The organism is Pseudomonas sp. UFMG81, assembly GCF_015354575.1.
Lineage (GTDB): Bacteria > Pseudomonadota > Gammaproteobacteria > Pseudomonadales > Pseudomonadaceae > Aquipseudomonas.
This window is the reverse complement of sequence record NZ_JACAFQ010000006.1, coordinates 34,619-48,435: the sequence shown is the minus strand read 5'-3', so window position 1 is coordinate 48,435 and position 13,817 is coordinate 34,619. Positions and strand designations below refer to the sequence as shown.

Below are 13,817 nucleotides of genomic sequence, written 5' to 3'. Positions count from 1 at the left end.
GGAGCGGCCTTGTGTCGCGATAGGGCCGCAAAGCGGCCCCTGGTTGAGTCAATGTTGCCTTTCAGCCACCGCACGCAACGTGCGCAATGTCACCACCGGCGCATCCACCACGAACCGGTTCGCCAGCCAGCCCGGCACATCCCCGGCCGGATCAGCCTGCAACTGATAGGTCACCTCGGTCCGCTTTGCCCCCACCGGCTTCATGATCCATTCCCCGTTGATCTGCCTTACGCGGATCAGCCCCGGCTCTTCGGGCACCCTGCCGGGGTCGGCACTGAGGTGGCGCACCAGCGTACCGTCGTCCAGCCGCTCGGTGCTGACCTTGAGCACCATGTCCCGTGGCAATGTGGGCCAGGGCAGGTTGGTGGTGAGGTAGACCCAGGTGCTGTCGCCTTCCACGTCCAGCAAGCGCATCTGCTCGCACGCATACAGCCATTTGCACGCCACCCGCAGGTTTTCCTGCAGGTCGATGAGCGTGCGCACGCTGGCATTCATGGTGCTGACGCCACGGAACTGCTGGTAGGGGGAGCCGGCGACGCTGCTCAGGTAGACGCGGATACCTTCGCGGTCATAGGCCAGTTGCCAGTCATCGGCGGCCAGCAACGGGGCCGGTAGCGACAGCGTCAGGGCAAGCAGCAGGCGGGAGAGGGGCATGATCGGTGGCCGAAGCGAAGGCTAGCTGCAAGTATGGCCACAAAAACGAAGCCCGCCATGAAGGCGGGCTCGTGGCCATCAACCTGAACTCAACGTTGCGGGTTGAGGGTCAGGTGCACATGACGGTTGACGTCCTTGTACAGCAGGTAGCTGAACGGCCCTGGGCCGCCGGAGTAGCAGGCCTGCGGGCAGAAGGCGCGCAGCCACATGAAGTCGCCGGCCTCGACCTCGACCCAGTCCTGGTTCAGGCGGTACACCGCTTTGCCTTCCAGTACGTACAGGCCGTGTTCCATGACGTGGGTTTCGGCGAACGGGATCACGCCGCCTGGCTGGAAGGTCACGATGTTGACGTGCATGTCGTGGCGCATGTCGGCCATGTCGACGAAGCGGGTGGTCTTCCACGCACCTTCGGTGCCCGGCATCTCGATGACGGTGGCGTTGTCGCGGTGGGTGACGAACGACTCCGGTACCGGCAGGCCTTCGACTTTCTGGTAGTGCTTGCGCAGCCAGTGGAAGGTGACGTTGGCCTGGCTGTTGTTGCGCAGGCTCCACTCGGCGCCTGGCGCGAGGAAGGCGTAGCCGCCCGGAGCCAGGGTGTGGTGCTTGCCTTCGACGGTGATGTCGATCTGGCCTTCGACCACGAACAGCACCGCTTCGGCGTTCGGGTCCAGCTCAGGGCGCTCGCTGCCGCCTTCCGGGGCAACTTCAACAATGTACTGCGAGAAGGTCTCGGCAAAACCGGTCAGCGGGCGGGCGATGACCCACATGCGCATCTTGTCCCAGAACGGCAGGTGGCTGGTGACGATGTCACGCATCACGCCCTTGGGGATGACGGCATAGGCTTCGGTGAACATGGCACGGTCAGTCAGCAGCTCGGTCTGAGCCGGGTGCCCACCGTGGGGGGCGAAGTAGGATGGTTTCGACATGAACGGTCTCGACTTGTTGTTCTCTCCCCATGCCTTTGACCACACCGGCCGGTGCGTGCAGGGGATGCCGGGACAGCATAAGAGCCTGTCCGCGTCATCCACAAATTAAATGTTGAAATACCCGGTATTTGCTTACTGAATGCGCACCTGACGGCCGACATGCTCCGTCGACAAGCGGTCGCCGTGGTCGAACAGCTTGTGGCGCAAGGTGCCATCGCGATAAGCGGTGGGGTAGCGGCCACGGCGCTGCAGTTCGGGCACCAGCAACTCGACCACATGGGTCAGGTCGTCCGGTTGCACCGCATAGGTGAGGTTGAAGCCGTCGATGCCGGTCTGCTCCAGCCACTGCTCCAGTTGGTCGGCCACCTCGCTGGCGCTGCCCACCAGCACTGGGCCGCGCCCACCCAGGCCAACGAACTCAGCGGCCTCGCGCACGGTCCAGCGGCGGTTTGGGTCGGCGGCAGTGAACGCCGCCAGGGCGGCGCGGCCGGCGTCATTCTCCACATATTCAATGGGTGAGTCGGGGTCCAGGCCTGCGAAGTCGATGCCGGTCCAGCCCGAGAGCAGGGCCAGGGCAGCGTCGAGGTCGACGTAGCGGCGGTACTCGGCGAAGCGTGCTTGGGCTTGTTCGCGGGTATCGCCGACGATCAGCAGTGCCTGGGCATAGACCAGCACCTCGTCGCGCCCACGCCCGGCCACCTCGCTGGCCTGGCGGATGCCGTCGGTGTAGCGGCGCAGCACCGTGGGCGTCGGCCCACTGATGAACACGCACTCGGCGTGCCGCGCGGCGAACTGCTGGCCGCGCGCCGAGGCGCCGGCCTGGAACAGCACCGGGGTGCGCTGCGGCGAGGGTTGGCACAGGTGCATGCCGGGCACCTGGAAATGCTCGCCGTGGTGGTTGATCGGGTGTACCCGGCTTGGCTCGATATAGCGCCCGGTGTCGCGCTCCAGCACCACCGCATCGTCGCCCCAGCTCTGCTCCCAGAGTTTGTACAGCACTTGCAGGTACTCCTCGGCCAGGTCATAGCGCTGGTCGTGGCCGAGCTGCCGGGGCTGCCCCAGGTTGCGCGCGGCGCTGTCGAGGTAGCCGGTGACGATGTTCCAGCCAACCCGGCCATTGCTCAGGTGATCGAGGGTCGACATGCGCCGGGCGAACGGATACGGGTGTTCGTAGGTGAGTGAGAAGGTCACGCCGAAGCCCAGGTGCTCGGTGACACCGGCCATGGCCGGCACCACCAGCAGCGGATCGTTGACCGGTACCTGCACACCGCCGCGCAACGCCGCCTCGGGGCCACCCTGGTAAACGTCATAGATGCCCAGCACGTCGGCGATGAACAGCGCGTCGAACAGGCCGCGTTCGAGCAGGCGGGCGAGGTCGGTCCAGTAGTCCAGGCGGTTGAAGTGCACACTGGTGTTGCGCGGGTGGCGCCACAGGCCGGGCGACTGGTGGCTGGCGGCGTTCATGCTGAAGGCGTTGAAGCGGATCGGGCGGGGCATCGTCGAGTCCTTTGCTCAGGGCAGCACGGAGGCCGGGTAGACCGCGTCGGCGACATTCAGCTTGTGCGGGATCAGGCCCAGGCCCTGGAAGGTGTCGGCCAGCTTCTGCTGTTCGGCGACGATCTGTGGGGTGATGGCCACGGCGTTGTAGTTGCGCCGCTCGCTGGCGGTCTTGAGCACCTCGGCATTGATCCCCAGCTGCGGCGCCAGCAGGCTGGCTACTTCGCCGGGCTGGGCGTTGGCCCACTGGCTGACCTTGGCCAGCTCGCCAAAGAAAGTCTTGAGCAGCGCCCGGTGCTGGTCGGCGAATTCGGCGGTGGACAGGTAGAAGGTGCGGTTGTTGGACAGCCCGCTGCCATCGCGCAGGTTTTTCAGGCCCGGCTGCTGTTCGGCGGCGGCGAGGAACGGGTCCCACAAGGTCACGGCCTGCACGCTGCCTGATTGCAACGCGGCGACGGCGTCGGCGGCGTTATTGACGTAGGCCGGGGTGATGTCCTGGTAGCTCAGGCCGGCCTGCTCCAGGGCCACGGCCAGCAGGTACTGGGCATTCCAGCCGCGGCCGGTGGCCACGCGCTGGCCTTTGAGCTGGGCGACCGAGGCGATGTGGTCCTGCTCGCGCACCACCAGGCCGATGCCGCGCGGGTAGGGCTGCTCGGCGGCGAGGTAGACCACCGGCTTGCCGGCGGCCTGGGCGAACACCGAGGGTGCGTCGGCGGCGTGGCCCAGGTCGATGGCGCCGCTGCTCAGGGCTTCGAGCAACTGTGGGCCGGCGGCAAACTCATGCCAGCTGACCTTCACCCCTTGCGGCGCCAAGGCTTTCTCCAGCGCGCCACTGCCCTTGAGGATGTTGATGCTGTTGAATTTCTGGTAGCCGATACGCAGGGTCTTGCTGTCGTCGGCGACGGCGCTGGACCAGGGCAGCAGGGTGCTGGCGACGCTGGCCAGCAGGCCGCCGAGCAACAGGCGGCGCAGGGAGGAGAAGGCTCGGGCAGGCATGGGCAGGGTTCCTTGGGAGGGATGAAAACATGGCTACAGCCTAAGGAGGCGGCTGGGCGCATTTCAATTGCTTTATTCGAAATGGTTAGATTGTTTTGTTCTTTTTATATCCTTTTGTTTTTTCAAAATTGTCGCCATGACATTTTTTTCACATCGCCTTGCTAGCATCCTCGCCACTTCAATGGAGCCAAATCGATGATGCATGTCCTGCGCAAGCGTGGTACCCGCCTGGCCCTGGCCGCTTCCGGGGGGCTGCTGGCCTGCGCCCTGGGTTTCTTCGCCTGGCAGTCGTTCTACCCGGTGCAGGCCAGCGAAGGCTGGCGCGTGCAGGTACTGCACAACTCGGTGACCAAGGCCGCCTCGCTGCTGCCCCAGGCCGACGGCAGCCTGTTGGTGAGCCGTGAACTCAATGGGGGCAAGGGCAGCATCCTGCGCATCGACGCCGCGGGTGACCGTGTGGTGCTGGTCGATAACCTGTCCAAGCCTGATGGCATGGTCGCCGTTGACGGTGGCTGGGCCTTCAGCCAGGAAGTGGGCGCTGCGCCGGTGAGTGTGTCGCGCGATGGCCAGGTCACGCCGCTGTTCCAGGGCAACAACGTGCAGGGCCTGTACAACGACGGCGCGCATCTGTACGCCATCGAGGACCGCAAGGGTGACGGCCGGCTGATGCGCTACACCTGGCAGAGCGGCCAGCTCGAAGTGCTGCGCGCCGGCCTGACCGAAACCGAAGGGCTGACGCGGTGCACCGACGGGCGCCTGCTGTACACCGAGAAGGCCACCGGCAAAGTTCGCGCCTTCAGCGGCGACGGCCAGGACCCGGTGGTGGTCGATGGCCTGCGCAACCCCACGTTCCTGTTCTGCGACCAACGCGGCCTGTGGATCAGCGAGGACTCCACCCACCGCGCCCGGCTGTTGCGTATCGACGGTGACGGCGTGCGCCATACCGTACTGAGCTTCCTCAAGGCGCCGCAGGCCATTGTGCCGGACGGCCAGGGCGGCTACCTGCTCGCCGAGGGCGGCCGCGATCGCGTGCTGCGCCTGACCCCGCCAGCGCTGCCCCGCACGGCCAAGGCCGACGGTAACAACGTACCGGAAGCCTGAAGTCAGCTCGGCAGGCGCTTGCGTTTGCCAGGCAGCAGCCCCAGCACCAGCATGCAGCCAAGCATGATCACCAGGCCACCCAGCGCCTGCAGTGCGCTCAGGGCCTCACCAAGGAACAGCGCGCCGACCAGCACCGCCACCAGCGTTACCACGAACTCGACGCTGATGGTCCGCGTGGCGCCGATGCGCGCCACCAGGCCGAAATACAGCACATAGGTGGCGGCGCTCATCACCGCGCCGCTGATTAGCAGGTACAACCAGTCCAGGGCCTGCGGCACGCCAGGTACCGGCACCAGCAGCAACAGCGGCAGGGTCAGCAGGCCGCCGGCGAGAAAGGCGCCGCCGGTCACCGTCCACGGGTCTTGCCCACGCAGGCGCAGGCTGGCGTAGTTGCTGCCGAACGCCGCGCACAGGCAACCGAACAGCGAAGCGATGCAGCCGTGGACGAAGTCCTCGGTCACCGCCTGGGCGGGGAACCCCACCAGCATGACGATCCCAGCCACCCCCAGGAGCAGCCCGAGCAGGCCCTGCGCGCTGATTTTCTCCAGGCCCCAGAGCCGCCCGATGATCATCGAGAACAGCGGGATGCTGGCCACGAAGATCGCCGTCATGGCGGTACCGATGCGTGGCGTGGCAAAGGACAGGCCGATCAGTTGGCCGGCCACGGTGGTGGCGCCAACCACCAGCAGCGGCTTGAGCAGCGGCCGCAGGTGCAGCGCCCGGCCCAGCAGCGCCGCCAGCAGCACCAGGGTGCCAGCAGCGATCAGCGCGCGCAGGCTCACCGCGCCGACCCAGCCGAAGGCGTGCACCACCTTGAGCAGGACCAGGAACGAGAAGCCCCAGGCGATGGCCAGGAACGAGTAGGCGGCAAGGTCGCGGGGGCGCATGGGAGTGGGTTCGTCCGGGGCAGGGCAGCGCAGGCTAGCGGCTGGGCAGGGGGCAGATCAAGGTGATGGGCCTGGCTTGTCGCAAACGCGATGCAGCGACGTGCAGCTCAGGTGCGCTGCGCGATCAACAGCAATGATTGCGGCGCAGGGTTTTGCGGATGTTGCGGCTCGTGCAGCTCCAGCAGGCTGAAACCGGCTATTTGCAGCGCGTTCAACCAACTGGAAAGGGTCCGGAAGTACCAAGGCATCGGCTGCCAGTTGCCGCCGAAGCCGCTGAACGATTCTTCACGCCAGCCATCCTGGTAGTCCCCTGCGGCCACTGCCCAGGGATGCAGGGTCTGGATCACCAGCGTGCCCCCAGGCTGCAAGCGCCGGTTCATGGCGCTGAGCAAGGGGATGATGTCCTGCTGCAAGAGGGCGAAGTTAGCGCAGACCAGGTCGTAACCGCAGCCGATATCCACGGCGTCGTCCGCCAACTGTTGGTAGCTGGCCAGGTGTACCGCTGGCGAGCCTGCGGTGTGCGCGGCCTCCACCAGCGTCGCATCACCGTCCACGCCAACCGCGTCGATGCCGCGATCGGCCAAGGCCCGCAACAGCCAGCCCTCGCCGCAGCCGAGGTCGAGCACGCGTTCAGGTTGGCGGGCCAGCAGGGCTAGGAGGATGGCCTGGTCGGTGACCTGGCGGCGCGATTCGATGGCGCCGTTGCGTACGGCGTCGATCCAAAGGTTGGCATTGTGCTGCCAGCTTTGAAGAACTTGATCTGAAACTGTTAGCATTTGTTAGCTCCTCCGTATGGCGATCACCTCATTCTATCTGCAAGATCCAGGAAAGGTTGGTTGATTACGGGGGCAATCAAAGGGAATGAAAACTCGAGTTATGGGCAGGGGCGACGTGGAATTAATTAATTGCTACAAGTTGGAAGGCGGCGAAAAGCTCCAGTTGTGTATCAAAGATGTAGAAGGTAATTTCCATGGCGTAGAGATGCGACTGAAGCAGATGCCATTTTTATGGGACGCCTCGTCCGATGAGCTTTACCTGACGCAAGTGGCAAATACCCTGGCACGCCTGTGCGCCGAAAAAACAAGGCAATATCCGCAGGCGGCTGGAGCGGAAGTTTGGGTGCCGGCTAAGCTGGTGGAACAGCGCTTCAGCTATTGCCCAGGTGTTCCATTCGAGTATTCGTCACTGGAGTACTATTCGATTCCTGGCTTGGCTCATGGTATGAGCAATGATGGCTATCTAGCTCCACTGTATTTTAATCTTGAGGTGCTGAGTAAGTATGAGCGGAATCCAAAGTATAAGATAAGAATATACTCTGGGTCGTACGGGGATATTTGGTGTGGGGAGGATTGGCATATATCATTTGGCGTAAATGGTGCGCGGCAGGTCTTGATGTGGCTGGGAGATGTTGATCAACTTCCTCTCAAGGAGCAGCAGTATCTTTTGTCAGAAAATATAGCGTCAACCTATGATTTGCATTCCGATTTTTATGATGCCCAGATCGAGTGTGAATGGTCTCAAGGTGCTATCGAGGGTAAATGCCTCCGGTTGCGGGAAGCGATTTCGGATGCTGTTCATACCCGTGCGGGTATGCCGATGTACAAACTCCCGGATGAAGTTGGTAAAACCATAGAAAGTTTGGAGCGGCCTATTTTCTGGGAGGATCGACATGTGGCTCCGGTGATTGAGTCGCTGAACAGGATTTTTGTCGAGTCGCTCGATGAGGCATGCTTAAAAAGGCTCCTCACGTCCAGAGGTGTTGAAGTCAATGAGAAGCTCCGGGGTTTGAAATTGATGGGTAGGCTGCTCGCCGATATGATAGGTGAGGCACGCTCGATGGAGGTTATGAAGCCACTTTTCGTGCTGTATGATTTTCGTGTTAATGTTTGTCATCTGTTGCCCGCCTATAAATTAGAAGCGTCAAGGCGGTTGATCAATGAGCGCTTGGGTTTGCAGTTGGATAATGCATCGCATGAGAAAACTTATGATGCATTGTTTCTGCTGTTGCATACTTCGTTGCTAGAGATTGAGCAGATGGTATTGTCTTGGCCAACTGCATCTGCGGATGAGTGTTGAACGCTTTTCTGTCGATTAGGGCTTGTACGAAAAGTCGCCGAGCGGCGATCAGACAAGGTGAAACAGACGAGGAGCGGCTGAGGTCGCGTTCGACTTTACTGGCTGTAAATGAGCCGTCCGACCGGACTGGCGCACCAGCCTGTTTTCAACGTAGCATGATCGTCGCGCAGGCATTTTTCATGCAAATCCTAGGTTGCTGTCGGTCATTTCCGTTGCGAGCAGGCTACGTGACGCTGACATCTCAGTTGTGGGCTCGTAACCTGAAGGGAACATGGCATGGCGCTTGCAGACCTCACCATACGGTTGCTCGTCGATGCAGGAATCGGCCCTGGCATGCGGGTTCTGGATGTCGGCTGCGGTATCGGCGAGGTCAGCTTGCTGCTCACCAGGCTCTTGGACGGTGATGGCGGGATCGTGGGCATCGACCTAGCAGCTGACGCGCTGGAGCTCGCTCGGCGGCGTGAAGTGCCCAGGGGGGGTGTGAAGCCTGAATTCATTCAGTGCGATCTGTACTCGCTGCCTTCGTCGCTGGGGCTGTTCGACGCCATTGTCGGGCGGCGGGTGCTGATGTACCAGGCCGAGCCGGTAAGAGCCTTGCGAGCGCTGGCCCGGCACCTGTTGCCAGGTGGGCTGATGGTGTTCCAGGAGCATGACTCCACGCTGGCGCCGACGAGCCTGGTGCCGTTCCCCCTGCACCGCAAGGCCACCCGCTGGTTGCAGCAGATGCTGGCCACAGAGGGCGCCGATCTGCACATGGGCTTCAACCTGCATCGGGTCTTCAGTGAGGCGGGCCTGAAGGTGGAAGACGTGCGCGGCGAGTGCCTGGTACAGACGCCCGACAACGATACCGGCCTGGCGGGCATCATCCGCGCCTGCCTGCCACGCATCATTGCGCTGGGTGTGGCCACGGCCCGGCAGGTCGGTATCGATACCCTGCAGACGCGGCTCGAGGCCGAGCGCCGGCAGGCGCAGGGTATCTATGTCGGGGATGTGGTGTTTGGCTGCGTGGCACGCAAGCGTTAAACCTCCATCTCTTCGGTCAGCAGCGCCACAGGCCCATGCCCCGGCAGCGAAGCCACGATATTGTCGATCTTGGTCTGGTCGAGGATCGGTGCCGAGCGCATGCGCTCCTTGGCCGCGGTGTCGGTGACGTCGATCTCGTTGAAGCGCCCGTCCAGCTTGCGGTAGTGGGCGTAGCAACCGATATCGACGGCGAACGCCTGGAACGTACCTTCAGACGATTTGTGGGTGAGCGCGGTGGCGCAGCTGTGGATGATGCGGTAATCGAGCAGGCGGTAGATCAGTGCCCGCAGCGCATCGTTCTGCTGCAGCAGTTTTTCTTCGATGACGAAGATGTTGTTCTTCTTCTCCAGGCAGAAGCTCTTGATGATGTAGATGCCCTTGATCAGGTCGTCCTGTTCGTCGTCCTTGGAGTCTTGCTTGAGCTCTTCGATCTTGCGCTCGAAGTTGTTGCGCGACAGGATCCGCACTTCGTCCTTGCCAATCTTGCCGGCATCATCCTGCACAGTCTCGTTGAGCAGGTGCAGGAACAGCGACAGCACATCGCGCGGGACCCCACCGCCGGCCATCACCAGCCGGCCGAAACCCTCCCCCTTGAACAACCCCATGATCTGCGACTCGCTGATGCCGGCCTGGGCGCCGAACTGCAGGAGGATGGCGTGGTTCTGTTTCAGGGTCCTGGGGAAGTTGCTGAAGGTGTAGTCGATGTCGATAGGCTGATAATCGTGGCGCTCCTGGGCGCCGATGGGTTGCCCCTCGCGGTCGACATACAGCGTCGAGGAGTGGCGCAAGGTGGCGATCTTGAAGTAGATCGGGATGTCCTTGCACAGCCTGTGCACGTAATCCACCACGAACGCCTGGTCGGTACGCTTGAGGTGATAGAGGTCGTCGATCTGCAGGATGATGCCCTTGACCGTGCTCGAGGCGTCGAACAGTTCGCGCAGGTTTTCCTTGAGCTGGGGCAGCCAGAGGTCGAGCTCCTGCAACTTCTGACGGTGGATCTTGAACGAGCGCTCGACCTCCTGGGTTTCTTTGGCGCTGCTCTTGCCGCCGAAGGTGATGTCTTCGACCCGAATACCCGCGTCGAAGCCTGCGCTGTGCTCGGCAGCCACCCGGCTTTTCACCTCTTCCTCGTGGGCGTCAGCGTTGACATGCAGGGTTTTCAGCTTGTCGAGAATGTCCTTGATGATGACCTTGAGCTTGCGCTTCTTGCCGAACCAGCCGGAGATGTTCTTGTCCAGCTCACGGAAGATCGAGGCGAGGATCTCCACCAGTACGTTGGGGAACGAGTGGCGTTTGAAGTCCTCGCAGTTGAGGTAGATGCTCTTGAGCTCGGGTTTGAGGTTCCTTGAGGAGTGATGCAGCAACAGCGTCTTGCCGCAGCCGCGGCGGGCGAAGATGGCGTGGTTCTGCTTGGACTTGGCGTCCTGCAGGGCAGTGCCCACGCTGATGTATTCGACCGGGTCGTTGTCGCGCTGCACGCGCAGGTTCTCGGAGATGACTTCACGAAGTTTTTCGAGCTGGGCGGGTTGGAGCATGGCGCGGTCCTGTGGCGGGGAAATTACAGGATCGAAGCAGATCACAACTTTCGGTCAGATGTTTCTCGGAGATGGGTAGGAAGTTTCCGAGAGTCGTGTTTGAGGGCATGGCTTTGAGCGGCTGATGATGGTTCAGCCGGGCTATCGAGTGAGGGCCACCTGGTGCTTGCCGGTGTTTTTGCAGTGCCCTCAAGATCGAGCGCCGCCCGCGCGGCGCATCGCTGGCAAGTCGCAGCGGCGAACCGCAGCTCCCACATCTATTTCGGGCCAGTTACTCCTGGTCCATCTCCACTGTCCGCCTTGTTTGTACGACGCGGTTTCCGCGTGGACGCTACCGCCGCCCCATATGACTCAAGGCATGCACCAAGGCGGACAGTGAAGACCTCACAGGCATAACTGGCCCGAAACAAATGTGGGAGCTGCGGTTCGCCGCTGCGACTTGCCAGCGATGCGCCGCGCGGGCGGCGCTCGATCTCAAGAGCACTGCAAAAATACCGGCAAGCATCCAACTGCCCACATCCAACCCAAAGACCGGCACTCAGGCGTCAAGAGATTAATCAACCACTCCTGCAAACAGTGCACAAATGTTCTGCATCAGGGCTGATTGTTCGATTTGCTGCAGCACTCTAGCTTCGGCTCACCATTGCCATCACCGAGGAGAGCGAACATGGCCCAGCGTATCGTGCTGCAACAAACCGGCGGCACCGAGGTGCTTCAGTTACAGGCAGTAGAGATATGGCAGCCCGGCCCGGGCGAGGTCTGGCTGGAGCAGACCGCGATCGGCGTCAACCCTCTGGACGTGCTGCAACGCAAGGGCGGCGCACCGTTGCCGCTGCCCTCGGGGCTTGGCCTTGAAGGCGCCGGACGGGTAGCTGCGGTGGGCGCGGGTGTCACCCACGTTCAAGTGGGCGACCGCGTGGGTTATGCGACCGGGCCGCTTGGCAGCTATGCCAGCGCACGCCTGTACCCCGCCGAGCGGCTGGTGAAACTGCCGGAAAACCTGAGCGAGGAGGCCGCCGCCGCGACCCTGTTCAAGGGCATCACCGCCCAGTACCTGCTGACCAGCACCTACCCCGTCGGCGCAGGCACGCGTGTGCTGATCTATGGCGCTGCCGGGGCGCTCGGGCAACTGATGGTGCCTTGGGCCAAGCACCTGGGGGCGACCGTGATCGGCGTGGTGTCACGCCCACAAAGCGTGGCCCGGGCGATGGCTGCGGGGTGTGACCATGTGCGGGTGTTCTCTGCCGCCACCCTGGCCGCCGAGGTCCGCGAGCTGACCGGCGGGGAGGGGGTGGACGTGGTCTACGACAGTGTCGGGCGCCTTTCCCTGGAGGCTTCGCTGGACAGCCTGCGCCCACGAGGCTTGCTGGTGTCGTTCGGCGGCATCTCCGGTGCGCCGGCGGCCATCGAGGTGGCCACGCTCAATGCCAAGGGCTCGCTGTTCGTCACCCGACCTTCGCTGGCCGCCCACACCCGCACCGTCGAGGAGTACCAAGGGCGTGCAGCCAGTGTGCTGGCGGCGCTTGCCGAAGGTATCATCCAGTCGCGGATCTGGCGCCGCTACCCGCTGGCCGACGTAGCCAAGGCCCACGAAGACCTCGAGCACGGCCGCTCGGAGGGCGCGCTGATCCTCACCCCCTAACCTGCACGAGCCTGGCCATGGACCCTTTCGACAGCCGCCGAGCCGATGAGCTCGCCACCCTGCTGGCCCTGCACGAGCAGGGATCGTTCGCCGCCGCCGGGCGTCAGTTGGAACGCCACCCTTCGGTGCTGTCCCGGCGCCTCGGTGCGCTGGAGCAGCGCCTGGGCATTCGCCTGGTGGAGCGCACCACCCGCCAGCTGCGCTTCACCGATGAAGGCGAGCGGCTGGTGGAGCGTCTGCGCCATGCCAGCCGGCTGATCGACGAAGCCGAGCAGGAGGCCGCCCAGGGCGCGGCGCAGGTGCGTGGCCGCCTGCGCCTGGCGTTGCCGGGGGCGATGGGGCGGCGCTGGTTGAGCGGCGTGGTGGCCGACTTTGTGCTGGCGCACCCGCAGGTGATGGTCGAGTGCGAATACGCCGACCGCTTCGTCGACCTGGTGGGCGAGGGCTTCGACGCCGCCATCCGCATCGGTGAGCTGGCCGACAATCGCCTGGTGGCCAGCAAGTTGTGTGATCACCTGCGTATCCTCTGCGCCTCACCCGGCTACCTGGCACGTCACGGCGCACCTCAGGAGCCTGCCGATCTTGCCGGGCACAACTGCCTGGGTTTCAGTGGCCTGCGCTCGTTCCCCGAGTGGCGCTTGATGGCTCAGGGGCGGCAGGCGAGCGTCAAGGTCAGCGGGTCGCTGCGCGGCAATGACAACGAGGCGTTGCTGGAGGCGGCACGCCGTGGCGTGGGCATTCTGGCCGGTGGCGACTGGTTGATGGGCGAGGACCTGCAGGCCGGGCGGCTGGTGCGGGTGCTGCCGGATTGGCAACTGGACGTGGCGGCAGGGATCTACCTGGTGCGGCCGTCGGCTCGCTTGAATACGGCTGCACTGCGCGCATTCAAGGGGTGGCTTGAGGCTTGTTTCAAGGACGGTGCGCCCTGGCGGGCTCGGGCAGCTTAATTCTAGAAACTGCTTTGCTATAAATGCTTAAGCTATTGATTTATTTGGATTTTATTCGATCGATCAAGCATGCTGACCGATCGAATAAATGACATTCTGAATATCACGTAAGCTGATGAAAAATAACTGTTTTATCGTTTTGCAACAGCATGCTGCGCACACTGCTCGTAGTAGGTCTGCTTGATCGCCGCCGGCTTGAGTTGTGAGCGGCTGTTGTAGGTCTGCTCGGTGATGCCGAAGGCGGTCATGCGCATCCAGGGCTTGGTGAATTTTCGCGCTTGCAGCTTCTTGCGCGTCGCATACAGGGTCACCCCGGAGAGCTTGGCCTGCTGCGCCTCGGCGGCGATCTGCGCGCCCCAGCCACAGACCTGGCGTTCGTTCTGGCTCAGTGCCCGGGCCTGGGCGCCGAAGGCTACGGTGGCCAGCAGGCAGCCGGCCACACTTGCTAGAAATACCCGCATGTTGCTGTCCTAAGCGTCTGAAGGAGAACGGAGTTTGCCCGCACTTCAAACGCCTGGGGGCCAGCAAATTGC

13 protein-coding genes are annotated in these 13,817 nt (G+C 63.0%); 5 read left to right on the top strand and 8 right to left on the bottom strand.

Annotation, left to right across the window (positions count from 1 at the left end):
- Positions 1–48: 48 nt before the first annotated feature.
- The 4 genes from IX761_RS06555 to IX761_RS06540 all read right to left on the bottom strand — a co-directional run bounded on the left by IX761_RS06555 (position 49) and on the right by IX761_RS06540 (position 4,073).
- Positions 49–654, bottom strand: a complete 606-nt coding sequence (locus IX761_RS06555) for an START domain-containing protein (protein ID WP_194788799.1) — start codon at positions 652–654, stop codon at positions 49–51.
- A gap of 89 nt (positions 655–743) precedes the next feature.
- Entirely contained in the window at positions 744–1,580 is an 837-nt protein-coding gene (locus IX761_RS06550) for a bifunctional allantoicase/(S)-ureidoglycine aminohydrolase (RefSeq protein WP_194788798.1), read from the bottom strand.
- A 132-nt stretch (positions 1,581–1,712) separates the two neighbouring features.
- Complete coding sequence (locus tag IX761_RS06545) at positions 1,713–3,077, bottom strand: LLM class flavin-dependent oxidoreductase (RefSeq protein WP_194788797.1); 1,365 nt, start codon at positions 3,075–3,077, stop codon at positions 1,713–1,715.
- Between the two features lie 15 nt (positions 3,078–3,092).
- The gene (locus tag IX761_RS06540; protein ID WP_194788796.1) at positions 3,093–4,073 is read right to left on the bottom strand and encodes an aliphatic sulfonate ABC transporter substrate-binding protein; all 981 of its coding nucleotides are present in this window, start codon (positions 4,071–4,073) and stop codon (positions 3,093–3,095) included.
- Between the two features lie 195 nt (positions 4,074–4,268).
- Here IX761_RS06540 and IX761_RS06535 point away from each other — a divergent pair, with 195 nt between their 5' ends.
- Entirely contained in the window at positions 4,269–5,174 is a 906-nt protein-coding gene (locus IX761_RS06535) for a hypothetical protein (protein ID WP_194788795.1), read from the top strand.
- Between the two features lie 2 nt (positions 5,175–5,176).
- Here IX761_RS06535 and IX761_RS06530 read toward each other — a convergent pair whose 3' ends face one another.
- Positions 5,177–6,061, bottom strand: a complete 885-nt coding sequence (locus tag IX761_RS06530; RefSeq protein ID WP_194788794.1) for a DMT family transporter — start codon at positions 6,059–6,061, stop codon at positions 5,177–5,179.
- Between the two features lie 107 nt (positions 6,062–6,168).
- The gene (locus tag IX761_RS06525; protein ID WP_194788793.1) at positions 6,169–6,837 is read right to left on the bottom strand and encodes a class I SAM-dependent methyltransferase; all 669 of its coding nucleotides are present in this window, start codon (positions 6,835–6,837) and stop codon (positions 6,169–6,171) included.
- A 115-nt stretch (positions 6,838–6,952) separates the two neighbouring features.
- Here IX761_RS06525 and IX761_RS06520 point away from each other — a divergent pair, with 115 nt between their 5' ends.
- Both IX761_RS06520 and IX761_RS06515 read left to right on the top strand, forming a co-directional pair.
- The gene (locus IX761_RS06520; RefSeq protein WP_194788792.1) at positions 6,953–8,137 is read left to right on the top strand and encodes a hypothetical protein; all 1,185 of its coding nucleotides are present in this window, start codon (positions 6,953–6,955) and stop codon (positions 8,135–8,137) included.
- Positions 8,138–8,413: 276 nt separating this feature from the next.
- Entirely contained in the window at positions 8,414–9,160 is a 747-nt protein-coding gene (locus IX761_RS06515; protein WP_194788791.1) for a methyltransferase domain-containing protein, read from the top strand.
- On the opposite strand, the gene IX761_RS06510 is transcribed toward IX761_RS06515, so the two are convergent.
- On the bottom strand, positions 9,157–10,695 hold the full coding sequence (locus IX761_RS06510; protein WP_194788790.1) for a hypothetical protein: 1,539 nt from the start codon (positions 10,693–10,695) through the stop codon (positions 9,157–9,159). The genes IX761_RS06515 and IX761_RS06510 overlap by 4 nt on opposite strands.
- A 667-nt stretch (positions 10,696–11,362) precedes the next feature.
- On the opposite strand from IX761_RS06510, the gene IX761_RS06505 reads away from it, so the two are divergent.
- Both IX761_RS06505 and IX761_RS06500 read left to right on the top strand, forming a co-directional pair.
- Entirely contained in the window at positions 11,363–12,337 is a 975-nt protein-coding gene (locus IX761_RS06505; RefSeq protein WP_194788789.1) for a quinone oxidoreductase family protein, read from the top strand.
- Between the two features lie 17 nt (positions 12,338–12,354).
- Positions 12,355–13,284: a LysR family transcriptional regulator gene (locus IX761_RS06500; RefSeq protein WP_194788788.1), complete on the top strand. Its 930-nt coding sequence runs from the start codon at positions 12,355–12,357 to the stop codon at positions 13,282–13,284.
- Positions 13,285–13,415: 131 nt separating this feature from the next.
- Here IX761_RS06500 and IX761_RS06495 read toward each other — a convergent pair whose 3' ends face one another.
- Positions 13,416–13,745, bottom strand: a complete 330-nt coding sequence (locus IX761_RS06495; RefSeq protein ID WP_194788787.1) for a hypothetical protein — start codon at positions 13,743–13,745, stop codon at positions 13,416–13,418.
- Positions 13,746–13,817 lie beyond the last annotated feature (72 nt).